This window comes from Stenotrophomonas sp. PAMC25021 (assembly GCF_004795795.1).
GTDB lineage: Bacteria > Pseudomonadota > Gammaproteobacteria > Xanthomonadales > Xanthomonadaceae > Stenotrophomonas > Stenotrophomonas muris.
This window is the reverse complement of the sequence record NZ_CP039255.1, coordinates 3,033,836-3,049,597: the sequence shown is the minus strand read 5'-3', so window position 1 is coordinate 3,049,597 and position 15,762 is coordinate 3,033,836. Positions and strand designations below refer to the sequence as shown.

Annotated in this window: 13 protein-coding genes; 5 read left to right on the top strand and 8 right to left on the bottom strand. The window is 67.5% G+C overall.

Annotation, left to right across the window (positions count from 1 at the left end; translation table 11 throughout):
- Window positions 1–139: 139 nt before the first annotated feature.
- From E5790_RS14205 to gap, 5 genes are all read right to left on the bottom strand, one after another.
- Window positions 140–793, bottom strand: a complete 654-nt coding sequence (locus E5790_RS14205; RefSeq protein ID WP_111205442.1) for an HAD hydrolase-like protein — start codon at window positions 791–793, stop codon at window positions 140–142.
- On the bottom strand, window positions 790–1,965 hold the full coding sequence (locus E5790_RS14200) for a phosphoglycerate kinase (RefSeq protein WP_014648236.1): 1,176 nt from the start codon (window positions 1,963–1,965) through the stop codon (window positions 790–792). Before E5790_RS14200 ends, E5790_RS14205 begins: the two co-directional genes overlap by 4 nt.
- 625 nt (window positions 1,966–2,590) lie before the next feature.
- Window positions 2,591–3,967 (bottom strand): DUF3999 domain-containing protein, encoded by a 1,377-nt coding sequence (locus E5790_RS14195; RefSeq protein WP_032962132.1) that lies wholly within the window; start codon window positions 3,965–3,967, stop codon window positions 2,591–2,593.
- Window positions 3,964–6,642, bottom strand: a complete 2,679-nt coding sequence (locus tag E5790_RS14190) for a DUF2339 domain-containing protein (RefSeq protein WP_111207003.1) — start codon at window positions 6,640–6,642, stop codon at window positions 3,964–3,966. Before E5790_RS14190 ends, E5790_RS14195 begins: the two co-directional genes overlap by 4 nt.
- Before the next feature lie 125 nt (window positions 6,643–6,767).
- Entirely contained in the window at window positions 6,768–7,772 is a 1,005-nt protein-coding gene (gap, locus tag E5790_RS14185; RefSeq protein WP_111207004.1) for a type I glyceraldehyde-3-phosphate dehydrogenase, read from the bottom strand.
- 192 nt (window positions 7,773–7,964) lie between these two features.
- Between gap and E5790_RS14180 the strand changes: the two genes are divergently transcribed.
- The 3 genes from E5790_RS14180 to E5790_RS14170 all read left to right on the top strand — a co-directional run bounded on the left by E5790_RS14180 (window position 7,965) and on the right by E5790_RS14170 (window position 10,786).
- Complete coding sequence (locus E5790_RS14180) at window positions 7,965–8,594, top strand: OmpW family outer membrane protein (RefSeq protein WP_136191770.1); 630 nt, start codon at window positions 7,965–7,967, stop codon at window positions 8,592–8,594.
- A gap of 561 nt (window positions 8,595–9,155) precedes the next feature.
- Window positions 9,156–9,974: a S1/P1 nuclease gene (locus E5790_RS14175; protein WP_049406223.1), complete on the top strand. Its 819-nt coding sequence runs from the start codon at window positions 9,156–9,158 to the stop codon at window positions 9,972–9,974.
- 11 nt (window positions 9,975–9,985) lie between these two features.
- Window positions 9,986–10,786 (top strand): MBL fold metallo-hydrolase, encoded by an 801-nt coding sequence (locus E5790_RS14170; protein ID WP_111206045.1) that lies wholly within the window; start codon window positions 9,986–9,988, stop codon window positions 10,784–10,786.
- A 53-nt stretch (window positions 10,787–10,839) separates the two neighbouring features.
- Here the strand turns inward: E5790_RS14170 and E5790_RS14165 are convergent, their stop codons facing one another.
- From E5790_RS14165 to E5790_RS14155, 3 genes are read right to left on the bottom strand one after another with little or no spacing between them, the layout of a single operon-like run.
- Window positions 10,840–11,403, bottom strand: coding sequence for a hypothetical protein (locus E5790_RS14165; RefSeq protein WP_014648242.1), 564 nt, complete (start codon window positions 11,401–11,403; stop codon window positions 10,840–10,842).
- A complete protein-coding gene (locus E5790_RS14160) occupies window positions 11,400–12,641 on the bottom strand; it encodes a TonB family protein (RefSeq protein ID WP_111206044.1) in 1,242 nt (413 codons plus the stop codon). The genes E5790_RS14165 and E5790_RS14160 overlap by 4 nt, the downstream gene beginning before the upstream one ends.
- Window positions 12,634–12,999: a BlaI/MecI/CopY family transcriptional regulator gene (locus E5790_RS14155; protein ID WP_014648244.1), complete on the bottom strand. Its 366-nt coding sequence runs from the start codon at window positions 12,997–12,999 to the stop codon at window positions 12,634–12,636. Before E5790_RS14155 ends, E5790_RS14160 begins: the two co-directional genes overlap by 8 nt.
- Before the next feature lie 118 nt (window positions 13,000–13,117).
- Between E5790_RS14155 and E5790_RS14150 the strand changes: the two genes are divergently transcribed.
- Both E5790_RS14150 and E5790_RS14145 read left to right on the top strand, forming a co-directional pair.
- Window positions 13,118–13,675, top strand: coding sequence for a flavin reductase family protein (locus tag E5790_RS14150; RefSeq protein WP_014648245.1), 558 nt, complete (start codon window positions 13,118–13,120; stop codon window positions 13,673–13,675).
- 33 nt (window positions 13,676–13,708) lie between these two features.
- Complete coding sequence (locus tag E5790_RS14145) at window positions 13,709–15,661, top strand: acetyl-CoA hydrolase/transferase C-terminal domain-containing protein (RefSeq protein WP_111206043.1); 1,953 nt, start codon at window positions 13,709–13,711, stop codon at window positions 15,659–15,661.
- The last annotated feature ends 101 nt before the right edge of the window (window positions 15,662–15,762 follow it).

The following is a 15,762-nucleotide window of genomic DNA, read 5'->3' as shown; positions in this document are numbered from 1 at the left end:
CTTGTGCTGCCTGACTCCGCAGGTCATGCAACGGACATTGTCCGGACATACGCTGGCGCAGGGCATTCCGTAGAGCCGAGCCCATGCCCGGCTGGCCACTCGCCGGAGCAGCCGGGCATCGGCTCGGCGCTACAGCAAGCTAGGCCAGCAGCGTTTCCAGCTGCGCCGGTTCGCGTGCCAGCTGGCCAGCGCCGGCCGCGGTGAGTTCCGCCTCACCGCCAAAGCCCCACAGCACACCCACGCTGCGCAGGCCGTGGTGACGCGCGCCTTCGATGTCCATGCGGCGGTCGCCGATCATCCAGCACTGTGCGGGCTGCACCTGCAGCCGGCGCAGAGCTTCCCCGACCAGCTCCGGCTTGTGGCTGCGCGAGCCATCCAGGGTCGAACCGATGATCTCCTCGAACAGCCCGCCAAACGGCAGGTGCGCAAGGATGCGGCGCGCATGCGGCTCGTTCTTGGCGGTGACCACCGCCAGGCGGTGGCCACGGCCATGCAGCGTGCGCAGCGTGTCTTCCACCTGCGGGTACACCGTGTGTTCGCGCCAGCCTTCGGCGTCGAAGCGCTCACGGTAGTAGCCCACCGCCTGTTCCACCCGTGCCGGTTCGACGAACAGCGGCGCGAAGGTGGTGCGCAGCGACGGACCGATCCAGCCCAGCAGCGTCTCCTGCGGCGGCACCGGATGGTCCATCTTCTGCAGCGCATAGGCGATGCAGGCGGTGATGCCCACCTGCGAATCGATCAGCGTGCCGTCGAGGTCGAAGAACAGGACATCCTTGCTACGGTCGGCACTCATGCGCCGCGCGCGTCGAGTGCGGCGACGGCCGGCAGGGTCTTGCCTTCCAGGAACTCCAGGAACGCACCACCGCCAGTGGAGATATAGCTGACCTGCCCGGCGATATCGAACTTGTCGACCGCCGCCAGGGTGTCGCCACCGCCCGCGATGGAGAATGCCGGCGAGCTGGCGATGGCGCGGGCCAGCGCTTCGGTGCCCTTGCTGAAGGCTTCGAACTCGAACACGCCGACCGGGCCGTTCCAGACCACGGTGCCGGCCTTTCCGATCAGCTGCGCGTACTGCGCAGCGGTCTGCGGGCCAATATCCAGGATCAGGTCGTCCTCGGCGACGGCGTCGACCGCCTTCACTTCGGCAACAGCGTCCGGCATGAACTGCTTGGCGGTGACCACGTCGACCGGCAGCGGGATGTCGGCGCCACGCGCCTTGGCATCGGCCACGATCTTCTTCGCGGTGTCCAGCAGGTCCGGCTCATACAGCGACTTGCCGACCTTGTAGCCGGCGGCAGCGATGAAGGTGTTGGCGATGCCACCACCAACGATCAGCTGGTCGACCTTGCCGACCAGGTTGGCCAGCAGTTCCAGCTTGGTGCTGACCTTGCTGCCGGCAACGATGGCCAGCAGCGGCTTGGCCGGTGCGTCCAGCGCCTGCGCCAGCGCGTCCAGCTCGGCCATCAGCAGCGGGCCACCGGCCGCGACCGGGGCGAAGCGGATGACGCCATGGGTCGAGGCCTGCGCGCGGTGTGCGGTACCAAAGGCATCCATCACGAACACGTCGCACAGGGCGGCGTACTTCTTCGACAGGGCCTCGTCGTCCTTGCCCTCGCCGACGTTCATGCGGCAGTTTTCCAGCAGCACCAGCTGGCCCGGCTGCACGTCGACGCCGTCGACCCAGTCACGCACCAGCGGAACCTCGCGGCCGAGCAGCTCGGACAGGCGCTGGGCGACCGGCGCCAGCGAGTCGGCCTCGCTCCACACGCCTTCCTTCGGGCGCCCCAGGTGCGAGGTGACCATCACTGCCGCGCCCTGCTCCAGCGCGCGCTTGAGCGTCGGCAGCGAAGCGGTGATGCGCTGTTCGGAAGTGATGCGGCCATTCTCGATCGGCACGTTCAGATCCTGGCGGATCAGCACGCGCTTGCCGGAGAGGTCGAGGTCGGTCATGCGGACGATGGACATGGGCAACTCTTTGGCTCAGGGACGGGATGCCGGGCTACGGCAGGCGGCCATTGTATCGGGTGGCGATGCCTGCGGCAGGCAGAGGCGTACGGCAACAGCGAACTGCAACAGCCAAAGCGCTGGCGCTTCTTGGTGCTGAGGGTGAGCCGGGGTGCTGTGGGGTGGCAGGGGACGCCGTAAACCCGTCCATGGGGGCTTGGTCGCCGCATCCATGCGGCTCACACCCCTGCCACCCCACACCATCCCGGCCTTGACAGGTTCATGAGGCGGAGCGGATGGCAAAGGCAGGAGCAAGAGCGGTTTCTGATGTCGGAGAAACTAATGTAGAGCCGAGCCCATGCTCGGCTGGGTCTACCGCGAGCAGCAGCCGAGCGTGGGCTCGGCTCTACAAAGAGCGCCCAGCCAAGCAGCTTTTGCTCTTCTTTTTTTCTTTCCGTGGGTGGACGCACACGGAAACTGTCAGAGGCCGGGCGGGTGGGCTGGGCAGGGGTATCCGCGCCATGGATGGCGCGGCTAAGCCTCCAGGGACGGATTCACGGCGTCCCCTGCCCAGCCCACCCGCTCGGCCCATCCCCGGGATCGCGCTTTGCAGCCACCCACGAGGGGCTGCGCCGTTCGCCGGAACCTACGCCGAAGGCGTCGGCTTCTGCCGAAGCAGGCTGAGCGCCAGGCCACCCACCACCAGCACGCCCAGACCCAGCAGCGCCCACAACAGCCACGACTTCCAGTCATGCTGCGGTTTCAGCGCCGCGTCGCCCGCCAGCGGTTCCGGGCTGCCTTCCAGTCGCGCCAGCGTCGGCTGCCACGACGGATCGTTGCGCTGCCGAAGTTCCTCGATCAACACCCCGATCGGCGCGTCCGTGCGGCGCGCGGTCGCGCTGCCCACCGCCAGTGCGTAGGGCGCCGCACCCTGGCTCAGGAACACCAGCACTTCGGGTTGGTAGCCCAGGCGCAGCGTCGGCGCAGTGGCAGATTCCGCCGGATTCGCCACCAGCTTCCAGTAGCGGTCGCGGTGCACGCCGCCCAGCGGCTGCGCCGCCGACTGCTGGCGCTGGCCCTGCGTGCCCTGTTGCACCTGGTAGGCGATCCACGGCGCGCTGCGGCGCTGCCACTCGGCACTCTCGTCATCACGACTGAACAGCGTCCATTGCACCAGGCTGTTGTCGGTGCTGGCCACATCGGCGCGCGCCACCGGGAACCGGCCATCCATCTCGAAGGTGTATTCGCCCTTGCCCTTCGACGTCGGCTCCAGCGACAGCCATTCCCACGGCAGCGTGGCCGGCGCTGGCGGCAGTTCCGCCAACACGCCGCGCAGGGTCGGCAACCGCGAGTCGCCCTGCGCCAGGATGCGCAGGTAGCGTGCAGTGCCGTCCACCTGCAGGCGGCGCTGCAGCAGGCGCTTGCCGGCGCGCTGCAGATCCACCAGCGGCACGTCGCGACCCATCGATCGCCAGTGCTGCAGGTCATCACTGGCATCCAGCTGAACCTGCGCCTGCAGCGGCTGGCCGCTGTCGGCCCAGTCCAGCACCAGCGCCGCCAGCGGCTGCTGGTCGAGCATGCTGGCGTCGATCAGCCAGCCGCCCTGCCCGTTCGCCGTCGCCCCGCCACTCACCCGTGCTTCGACCCGGCGCACGCGCCCATCGGTATCACGCTCGGTCAGCAGCTGCAGATCGTTGCGCTGGGCATCGGCCAGCGGCGGCAGCACGAACCACGGCAGCTCACGCTGCACCGGCGGTTGCGCCAGCGGCTGGTCCGGCGCCAGCAGTGCCGACGGCAGCAGCTGGCTGGCTGCATTGAACACCTGCAGGTCGCTGAGGTCGGGGCTCACGGCACGGCGGTAGATCGCCGGCTCCAGCACGATGCGGTAGGCACCGGACTGCGCGCTGGACAATGTGAGCGGCCATTGCTCGGCATACTGCGTGCGGTAATCAGCCGCCTGCACCACGACGGCGGCCAGCATGCCGAACATCGCCGGCAGCAGCGCCCTGCTCCACTTCCTCATTGCTTTTCCTCCACGGTCGGCGCCACGCTCGGCGGAGCCGGTGCCAGATAACCCACGACCGTGCACAGCAGGCCGTAGGCGATGAACGATGCGATGCCCAGCAGGTTGCCCAGGTGCTGGCGATCGACAATAACCAGCTTGGCCAGTACCACGCCCATCAGCACGGCACCGACCATCCACAGCACACGCTGGCCACGACGCGAACCCCACACCCAGGCAATCACGCCCAGCACGCTCCACAACACGGTCAGGCTGGTCTGGGCCAGGCTGAAGCGCATCATCGACGCGTTCCACGCCAGCCCACCCCACTGGTGCACGCCATGCAGCACCAGGCTGGTCAGCGCGACGAAGGCCGCCAGTGCCAGCAGCGGCATGCGGATGTTCAGCAATGCCTGCGGGGCCTGCGAACCCTGATTGCTGTACAGCCAGCGCGCCAGCAGCAACAGGCTCAACCATTGGCCGATCTCGGCCGGATTCAGCACCGGCAGCCACAACAGCGGTGCAGCGTCGCCCGGCAGCAGCTGGCCCAACAGCCAGCCGATCGACAGCAGGCCGAACAGCACGCACTGCAGCGGGACGCGCACGCTGTCGAAGGCCTGTCCCAATGGCCAGCGCAGCGCATTCCAGCGCCACAGCGACAGTGCCGCCATCAGCAGCCATGGCAAGGTCACCAGCAGGGTCGTCCAGCCCTGCGCCAGATCGGCTTCGCCACCGCCCCACAGGGCCAGCAGCGAAAGCAGCGACGGCCACAGCAGCCACCACAGGAACTGCGCGATGCGGGCCACGGTATCGCCGCCCTGGCGCAGGCACAGCAGGGTCCGCACGCCCAGCACCGCGAACACCGCCCAGGCCAGCGCGCCATAACCGGCGAACGGCTGGTGGTGTGCATCGCTCTGCACCAGGGCCAGCGGGAAGCCCAGCGCGAGCATGGCCAGTGCGGTCACGCCCAGTGCACGTGCCGGCTGGCGACGCGGCACTTCGGCCACCAGCCAGGCAGTGACCGCGGCCAGCACCAGCAACGCGTCCACTTCGGTGCGGTACGGGAAGAAGCGCGTGATCTCATGGACCAGGCCGCCCAGCCACCACAGCAGGCCCCACAGGTAGTACACCAGTGCGACCTCATGACGTGGCCTGCGCTGGTAGCTCCACGCCGACGCGAAGCCGGCCAGGGCCAGCAACAGCGCGCCGATGGCGGTCGGGTTGATCAGGAAGCGCAGGTCTTCGTGCCAGTGGTCGCCACCGGCAACGAAGGCGAATGCGGCGCCGATCTGCAGCAACGCGCCGGATACCTGCGGCAGCCAGCGCTTCTGGCGCAGCCCCAACCAGGCCAGGCCTGCACCTTCCAGCGCAAACACGGCACCGGTGGCACGCGCCGACAAGGCCAGCGGCACCGCCAGCGTGGCGAAGCCCACCGCAAGCACGGCATGCGATTGCGCCAGCACGGTATAGGACGCGCGTGCGATCAGTGTCCGTGCCAGTACCGCGTAGATCGCGGCCAGGCCCAGCGCGCATAGTGCCAGCGTCATCGGTTGTTCGTGCAGCATGCCTGCCTGCAACGAGAATGCGACCAGCGGCGTGCCGAACACCAGGCTGCCATCGATCAGATCGCGCCGGCTGGCCGGCTGGCGGCGCGCGTACAGCAGCGGGATCAGCAGGTAGAACACGAAGAACAACAGCAGGAACGGCTCAGTGCTGCTGAACTTGTCCGGTACGTACTGCAGCACGCCCCAGAAGGTGCCGATGCCGAAAGTGAAGGCGAAGCCCAGCAGGTTCAGCGCGCGCCAAGGGCGGAACCAGGCGATGGCGAAAATGCCTGCGTTGAGCACCGCGTAATAGCTGAACAGCCCCACGTGATTGCCGCTGCCGGCGGACAGCCACAGCGGTGCCATGAAGCCGGCCAGGATGCCCAGCACGGCCAGCGTGCGCGAGTTCTGCACCACCGCCAGCACGCACAGCCCGGCCACCAGGGCAATGGAGCTGGCGAAGGCGAAGCCCGGCGGAATCAGGTCGAAGCGCTTGAAGGCCGCGAAGATGGTCAGCAGCAGTACGCCGATGGCACCGCCCTGCAAGGCCAGCGCAAACAGGCGCCGGCGCTCGCGCTGGTGCCAACCAAAGGCCAGCAGGCCCAGCGCCCCCACGGTGATGCCGGCCAGGCGCAGCTCGATCGGCAACACCAGCCAGCCCTGGTCGCTGACGTACTTCAGCAGCGCAGCGACACCGGCAAGCAGCACCAGCATGCCGATCTTGACCGGCACGTTGCCTTCGGTGAACCAGCGCTTGACCGCACCGATGCCGCGCTCGATGACGTTGGGCAGTGCCGGCTCGGAAGGCAGCGGCGGCTGCACCGGCACCGGTGGCACCGGCGGTGGCGCAGCAGGTCGGGGAACAGGCGCCTCGGTCGGCGCTGCTTCGCGCACCGGTGGCTGCGTGGGGTGCGGCGCAGCAGCGGCGACCGGCCGCAGGAACGGTGGATCGGCACTGGCCGTGGGCGTGGCCGCAGCCCGTTCAGGCGTGGGCGCGCTGGCGGCCGGCCTGGCGGTGGCAGGCGCGGCGGCCATCGCGCTTTCCAGCGCCGCGACGCGGCGGCGCAGGCCGGCGATCATCACCAGCGCGACCACCAGCAACAGCGGAATAGCCAGAAGAACCAGTACGACCAGGGCTATCAGTGCTTCCATTGCATGCTTCCAATGCGGTTCCGCGCCCCAGCGGCAGCGGTCGACCGGCCCATGCTACGACAGGGCTGGCCCCATAAACGACGAACCCCGGCCAGGCCGGGGTCCGCGCGCGCTGCTCGCCGGCCTTACTTGGCGGCGACGACCTTGGCCATTTCCAGGCACTTGTTCGAGTAGCCCCACTCGTTGTCGTACCAGGTGACCAGCTTGACGAAGGTGCCATCCAGGGCGATGCCGGCTTCGGCGTCGAACACCGAGGTGCAGGTCTCGCCGCGGAAATCGGTGGCCACCACCTTGTCTTCGGTGTAGCCCAGGATGCCCTTCAGCGGGCCTTCGCTCTGTGCCTTCACTTCGGCGCAGATCTCGGCGTAGGTGGCTTCCTTTTCCAGCTCGACGGTCAGGTCGACCACCGACACGTCCGAGGTCGGCACGCGGAAGCTCATGCCGGTCAGCTTCTTGTTCAGTTCCGGAATGACCACGCCGACGGCCTTGGCCGCACCGGTGGACGAGGGAATGATGTTTTCCAGGATGCCACGGCCGCCGCGCCAGTCCTTGTTGGACGGGCCATCGACGGTCTTCTGGGTGGCGGTGGCCGCATGCACGGTGGTCATCAGGCCGCGCTTGATGCCCCACTTGTCGTTGATGACCTTGGCCAGCGGGGCCAGGCAGTTGGTGGTGCACGAAGCGTTGGAGATGATCGCCTGGCCGGCGTAGGTCTTGTCGTTCACGCCGTACACGAACATCGGCGTGTCGTCCTTCGACGGGGCCGACATGATGACCTTCTTGGCGCCGGCATCGATGTGCTTCTGCGCGGTTTCCTTGGTCAGGAACAGGCCGGTGGCTTCCAGCACCACATCAGCGCCGACTTCATCCCACTTCAGGTTGGCCGGGTCGCGTTCCTGGGTCAGGCGGATCTTCTTGCCGTTGACCAGCAGGTCGTTGCCCTGCACCGCCACGTCGGCCTTGAAGCGGCCGTGCACGGAGTCGTACTTGAGCATGTACGCCAGGTAGTCCGGCTCCAGCAGATCGTTGATGGCCACGATTTCGATGTCGTCGCCGAAGTTCAGCACCGCCGAGCGCAGGACGTTACGCCCGATGCGACCGAAACCGTTGATACCAACCTTGATTGCCATTTCTCAAGCTCCTGCGGCCGCGACAGGTGCGGCGGGATGGATAGGGCCCACAAGTCTAGCAAACCGCCGCTGGCCACCGTGGGCCAGCCGGGACCGCCGGCCGGCCCACGGACAGGATTTGATCCGGATCAAAGCGTTAGCGCGGCGTGAGGCCGAGACTGTCGCCATCCACCCAGCAACGAGAACACCCCCATGCGCAAGACCTCCCCCCTGATCATGGCCAGCCTGGCCGCCGCCCTGTCGCTCGCCGCCGCCCCGGCCATGGCCCAGTCCAAGGGCGACTGGACCGTCTCGGCCGGCGTGCACCAGGTGGCGCCGAAGTCGAACAACGGCTGGCTGGCCGGCGGCACCCTGAAGGTCGACGTCGACAATGACGTCAAGCCGACCATCACCGGCGAGTACTTCATCGCCGACAACCTGGGCATCGAAGTGCTGGCCGCGCTGCCGTTCAAGCACGACATCAACATCAACGGCCTGGGCCGCGTCGGCAGCACCAAGCAGCTGCCGCCGGTGGTCACCCTGCAGTACCACTTCAACAGCAAGGGCAAGGTGTCGCCGTTCGTCGGCGCCGGCCTGAACTACACCACCTTCTTCAGCGAAGACACTACGGGTGCGCTGGCCGGCAGCAAGCTGAAGCTGCAGGATTCGTGGGGCCTGGCCGCACACGCCGGCGTGGACTTCGCGATCGGCGAGAAGGGCGCCCTGCGCGTGGACATGCGCTGGATCGACATCGACAGCAAGGTGAAGTTGAACGGCGAGAAGATCGGCACGGTCAACATCGATCCGCTGGTCTACGGCGCTTCGTACGTCTTCAAGTTCTAAAGCGGTGTATTGGGCGCGGGGGCTTCGCCCCCGCTCCCCCGCTACACGCAAAGCCCTCGCAGCATGTTGCCCCGGTAATTGCCGGGGCTTTTTTGTGCCTGGGACTGAAGCGGTTCCGGAGCTGGGGCAAGGCAGGGAGCGGAGCCGGGACACGCCGTAAACCCATCCCTGGGGGCTCGATGGCGCCATCCATGGCGCCAACGGTCCCGGCTCCGCTCCCCGCCTTGCCCCTTCCCATCACCGCGTGCGTACCAGCTCAAGCAAAGGCAAGAGCAGAACCCGTGCATCCGAGGCGCAGTGATTGCCTGTAATTGCAGGAGGCCGATTTTGATCCTGCATTTGTTTTTGATGTTGCATTTGACGTTTGCATCCGCCTCCGCGGCCATGTTTGGAGGGGAGCGCAGAGGGAGGGGCGGCGGGACCGTTGGCGGCATGGATGGCGCCATCGAGCCTCCTCCAAGGACGGATTTACGGCGTGTCCCGCCGCCCCTCCCTCTACGCTTCCACTTCGGAACAGGAACGCGCCGCTCTTCAATCCACCTACCCCGCTAGAATGGGCGCATGAAAGCCCTGCACTCCCTGTTCCTCGCCGCCGCCCTGGCGCCGGCCCTGCTGTCCGTCTCCGCCCCTGCCCATGCCTGGGGCGCGCAAGGCCACCGCCTTGTCGCCGAAGTCGCCGACGCCCGCCTCACCCCCGCCGCCCGCGCCGAAGTGGACCGCCTGCTGGCCACCGAACCGGACGCCACCCTGGCCAGCATCGCGCCCTGGGCCGACCAGCTGCGCGCCAAGGACCCGGGCCTGGGCCGTCGCTCGGCCGGCTGGCACTACGTCAACATTGCCGAAGACGACTGCCACTACGAAGCACCGAAGCACTGCAGGAACGGCAACTGCATCGTCGAAGCCCTCAAGGCGCAGAGCGCCATTCTGGGCGACCGCAGCCTGACTGACGGCGAGCGCCTGCAGGCGCTGAAGTTCGTCGTGCACCTGGTCGGCGACATCCACCAGCCGATGCACGCCGGCTACGCCCACGACAAGGGCGGCAATGATTTCCAGCTGCAGTTCGGCAACCGCGGTACCAACCTGCACTCGCTGTGGGACAGCGGCATGCTCAACACCCGCAAGCTGGACGATGCCGGCTACCTGCCGGTGCTGCAGAGCCAGCGCGCACCGAAGCTGGCACGCCAGTCCAACCCGCAGCGCGACCCGCAGGCCTGGGCCGAGGCCAGCTGCCGCATCTCCATGCAACCTGGCGTTTATCCGGCCTCGCGTAAAATCGGTGACGAGTACACCGAGCGCTACCGGCCGCTGGCCGAAGCGCAGCTGCGGCTGGCCGGTGAAAACCTGGCGCAGTTGCTGAACCGCGTGCTCGGCACGCGCTGAGGAGAGCTCCAATGCCGGTCCAGGTGCAGTCGTTCTTCCACCGTGACAGCAACACCTTCAGCTACCTGGTCAGCGACCCGGCCAGCGGCGAGGCGGCGCTGATCGATCCGGTCCTGGACTACGACCCGGACACCGACGCCAGCAGCGAATCACCGCTGCGCGCGGCATTGCAGGCCATCGAACAACAGGGCGTGCAGCTGCGCTGGCTGCTGGAGACGCATGCCCACGCCGACCATGTGTCGGCCGGGCGCCGACTCAAGCAGCACTTTCCGCAGGCCACGCTGGCCATCGGTGAAGGCATCCGCGCGGTGCAGGCGACGTTTGCGCCACGCTATGGCCTGCAGCTTCCGGGCGCCGATGAAATCTTCGACCACCTGTTCAGTGATGGCGAGACCTTCACTTTGGGCGAACTGCGCTGCCAGGTGATCGCCGTGCCCGGCCACACCAGCGACAGCATCGCCTACCTGATCGACGATGCGCTGTTCACTGGCGACTCGCTGTTCATGCCCGACGGCGGCACTGCCCGTTGCGACTTCCCTGGCGGTGATGCCGCACAGCTGTACCGCTCGATCCAGCGCCTGCTGGCCCTGCCGGATGCCACCCGCGTGTTCGTCTGCCACGACTACGGCCCGGGCGGCCGCGACTTCGCCAACGAAACCACCATCGGTGAACAGCGCGCGCACAACATCCACGTGCACGACGGCGTGGCCGAGGCGGAGTTCGTCAGCGTGCGCCAGGCCCGCGATGCGACGTTGGAAGAACCGAAGCTGATGCAGCCTGCGGTAAAGGCCAATATCCAAGGCGGGGCCTGACATACGCCGGGCAGAGCCCGGCGCCATCGGTTTCCATCGCGGACCGCCAGTGTTCATTTTCCCTGCATCCGCACCACGTGCTGGCCCTTCACGATCTCGAACGTGAAGGCGTACTGCAGGGTGACCGCTACCGGCTCGACGCGCTCGGCGCCCCGGCAGTCACCGCGGTCGGCAGGCACCTTGCCCGCCGCGAAGTGGCAGACCGCTGCGGACGAGTACTTCCACATCGCTACGGCTTCCTGGGCAGCCTGCAGCAGGGGCGCATTCTCGCCCGCAGCACCTGCCGCGCACTCCGGACGATCGGTCAATGGCAGGCTTCGCTCCACGGCGCCATTGGCATCAACCACCACCTGCAGGCAGATCGTGGTCGGCGCCAGTTCCGCGCGCGGGTCACGATCGCCAACCTCCGGGTCCGGTGCCGCGTACAGCTGGGGCATCCGGTAGCCTTCGGTCGCACCCAGCGAATACACCTGCGACTGTCCACCGCCGCTGCCCGCCTGCGGCTGCAGGCGCTGGTGGCCGACATTTTCGCTGCGGGTATCCACCGTGGTCAGGCGGTCCTGGCTCGCACACCCGACCAGCAGCGCTGCCGCCATGATCAGCGCAGCGGACTTCATTGGGTGTCCTCGGTGTTGTCCATGGCGAACGTGATCGGAATCTTCACCGCCGCTGCAACCGGCTTACCGTTCTTCATCGCCGGCCGATAGGTCCAGCTGCGTGCCGCAGCGATCGACACCGCATCGAACACGCCCGGATTGGTGGCACTGAGCACGCGGACATCGCTGGGACGCCCCTGCGCATCCACCTCCACGCGCAGGTTCACCACACCTACCTGGCGCTGCTCGAACGCGGATTTTGGATAGGACGGCGGTGGCATCCTGTCGATCTGGATCGGACGGTCCAGCCCAGCCTTGGCCGCATCTTCTTCAGCGTGCTCGAACGGCTCGACACCGATCCCCGGGCTCCCAACCGCGCCGCCCTGGCTGGCCCATGCCACCGCGCCCATGCCCACACACAACCCGACCACCAGCACCTGCCCGGACACCCACGGCAATGCCTTCCGCTTGGACTGCTTCAACATGGCGATACGCTCCTTCAACACGGGTTGGCTGCGCCAATGGCAGACCGCTGGCGCAACCGGGTGGACCAGCTGCGCCTTCAGCAGCGTGCTGGCGTAGAGGCCGCGCAGCGCCGGCTGCGGGGCCATGGTGCGGGCATCGCAGGCCAGTTCCTGGTCGCGCAGGAAGCGGCCCGCAGCCCACGGCAGAAGCGGGTGGAACCAGAACACCGCGCGCACCAGCAGCAGCGCACCGTTGGCCCAGTGATCGCCATGACGGTGATGGCTGCGCTCGTGCTGCAGGATCAAGCTCTGTTCCTGTGCGGTGAACTGCAGGTCGAAGTCGGGACCAACCACGATGCGTGGGCGCCACAGGCCAACCAGCGCGGGCAAGCCGGGATCGCCGCTGGCCTGCCAGCTGCCATCGGTGCGCGGCGTCAGTGGGCCCATGCTCCGTTCGAAACGATGTTGTGCGTGCAGGTCGCGCAACAGGCGGATGCCCGCGCCCAATGCCCACAGCGCGAACAACAGCCCGGCCCATGGCAGCGAGGGCCCGCTCAGGGCATCGAGGGCACCGGGCATCACTTTCAGCGGCAGCGTGGGTACCTGCTGCAACACCGCAACCTGTGGCAATGGCAGCGTCAGGGCCACCAGCAGCAGCGGCAGCAGCCACCAGCTGCGGTAGGCCAGCCCAGCGCCCCCCAACCGCACCAGCAGCGGTCGCAGCACCGCCAGCAGGGCCACACCCACGGCCAGCCACAAGCTGGCCCGCCACAGTCCGTCGAGCAGCTCAGTCATGGTCCAGCTCCTGGATCAGCTTCTTCAGTTCGGCGATGTCCTGCGCGCTCAGCTGGCCGCGTTCGCTGAAGTGCGCGACCAGCGGCGCCACGCGCCCTTCGAAGACACGGCCGATGAAGTCCTGGCTCTGCGCCTCCACCCACGCCTGTCGCTGCAGCAGCGGCCGGTACAGGTAACGCCGTCCATCGCGCTCGGCAGTGATCGCGCCCTTGGTCAGCAGGCGGTTGAGCAGGGTCTTGATGGTCGGCTCGGCCCAGTCGCGATGGGCCAGCGCGGCCACCACGTCATCGGCACTACGCGGTGCCTGCTGCCACAGCACCTCCATCACGACGGCTTCGGCTTCGCTGATCGGGGTCATGGTTTACATCCGTAATCGACAAATTGATTACGCGCGTAATCGAACTGCCTGTCAAGCCCCTCGACTCCGGGTTCATCCCGGCTGCGCCAGCATCGGTTCCTCCCGCCCCTGGCCCCGGATGAAAGCACTGCCGAAGAAGGATTTCCCGGTCGAGCAGGCCCGCCGCTTCCTCGAACCCGGCCCGATCGTGCTGGTCAGCACGGCATGGCGCGGCCAGCGCAACCTGATGACGATGGGCTGGCACATGGTCATGGGCTTCTCGCCTTCACTGGTCGCCACCTACCTGTGGGACGCAAACCACAGCCACGCGTTGGCGCGCGGCAGCGGCGAGTGCGTGATCAACGTGCCCGGGGTGGAGCTGCTCGATACCGTGGTGGACATCGGCAACTGCAGCGGCCGCGAGGTCGACAAGTTCGCCCGTTTCGGGCTCGACGCACTGCCCGCGCGTGAGGTCGGCGCGCCACTGGTCGGCCAATGCCATTCGTGCTTCGAATGCCGCCTGTACGACGACAGCCAGGTGGCAGCGAGCAATCTGTTCATCTGGGAAATCGTGCACGCCCATGTTGCGCCCCGGCCGAAACTGCCGCGCACGGTGCATTACCGCGGCGATGGGCAGTTCATGGTGGCCGGCGCGGAAGTCTCGCGTCGACGGCGGTTCAAGCCCGACATGCTGTAATGCCCGCACTCCCCCGACGCAGGACCGCCGCGCATGACCGAACACCTCACCGACCTGGACGCCGCCGTCGACTGGTTGTTTGCGCGCGTGGACGGGCCGCTGCGGATCGGGGCACCGCTGGCACTGGGCAAGCCGCATCGGCTGCTCAATGCCCTCTACGCGCGCGTCGAGCACGATCCGTCGCGGCCGCTGCAGCTGTATACCGCGCTGTCGCTGAATCCGCCGAAGGCGCGGGGCAACGGCCTGGAAGCCCGCTTCCTGGCACCGTTCGCGCAGCGCCATTTCGGCGACGACTTCCCGCGCCTGGCCTATGCCGATGCGATCGCGCGCGACGCGTTGCCTGCACATGTGCAGGTGGAAGAGTTCTACATGCAGTCCGGCGCCCTGCTCGGGTCGCGCCAGGCGCAGTCCAGCTATACCAGCCTGAACTACACCCACGCCGCCGATGCGGTGGCGCAGCGCGCGCCACAGGTGATCGTGCAGAAAGTGGCGATGCGCCCGAACGACCGCCGGCTTTCCCTGTCGTGCAACAACGACATCACCCAGGACACGCTGGACGCGATGACCGCACGTGGCCTGCCGCGTCCGCTGCTGATTGCCGAGATCGATCCCCAGTTGCCCTACCTGGGCGGCTCGGCCACGGTCGATGTCTCGTTCTTCGATCTGGTGATCACCCCACCGCCGCCGTACCCGGCGCTGTTCGGGCTGCCGCGGCAGCCGGTCGGCGATGCCGACTACGCCATCGGCCTGTACGCCAGCACGCTGGTGCGCGATGGCGGCACGCTGCAGATCGGCATCGGTACGCTGGCCGACGCGCTCAGCCATGCGCTGGTGCTGCGCCACACCGACAACGCGCGCTACCGCCGCGTGCTGCACGCGCTGGATCCGCAGCTGGCCAGCCACCCGCTGGTGCAGGAGATCGGCGGCGTGGACCCGTTCGAAGTGGGTCTGTACGGCTGCAGCGAGATGCTCAACGAGGGCTTCCGCAGGCTGGTGCAGACCGGGGTGATCAAGCGCAAGGTACACGATGACCTGGCGCTGATGCAGCGCATCGAGAACGGCAGCACGCTGTCGATCGACCACGCCACACTGGCGGCCGAAGGTGAGTACCTGCACGGCGCGTTCTACCTGGGCTCGCCGGAATTCTACGAGTGGCTGCGCACGCTGCCAGAGGACGAGTGCCGTGCGATCGGCATGCGCCGCATCAGCGAGATCAACCAGCTGTACGGCGGCAACGAAACGCTGGAACGCCTGCAGCGCCGCCATGCGCGCTTCTTCAACTCCTGCATGATGGCCACCGCGCTGGGCGCGGCGGTGTCCGACGCGCTGGACGATGGACGCGTGGTATCCGGTGTGGGCGGCCAGTACAACTTCGTGGCGATGGCACATGCCCTGCCGGAAGCCCGCAGCGTGCTGATGTTCCGCGCCGCGCGCGATGACAAGGGCCGACGCGAATCCAACGTGCGCTGGAACTACGGGCACACCACCATTCCGCGCCACCTGCGCGACATCTACCTCAACGAATACGGCATTGCCGACCTGCGCGGACTGACCGACGAGGACTGCGTGCATGCGATGACCGCAATCACCGAGGCCCCGTTCCAGGGCGGCCTGCTGCAGCAGGCGCACGCCTCGCGCAAACTGCTGGCGGTCGCGCAACCGGATCCGCAGCGGCAGCAGCGCAATACGCCGCAGGCGCTGACAGCGGCGCTGGCCCCGTTCCGCGCCGATGGCAGCCTGCCGGACTATCCGCTGGGCAGTGACTTCAACGAGATCGAGCAGGTGCTGGTGAAAGCGCTGGCGTGGCTGAAGGCCAATACGCAGACCCGCGGCGACAAGCTGCGTACCGTCTGGGCAGCACTACGGCAACCGGCCGGCGACGGCGATGCGGTGTACCTGCAGCGCATGGGCCTGCAGGCACCGAAGGATTTCGCCGAACGCCTGGACGCGCGCCTGCTGCGCCTGGCACTGGCACGCACCGCCTGAGAAAAGGGGACGGAGGGGATTAAGTCGTTTGTGCACAAACGACTTAATCCCCTCCGTCCCCTTTTTCCTGCGGCAAAGAAAAGGCCGGCTTGCGCCGGCCT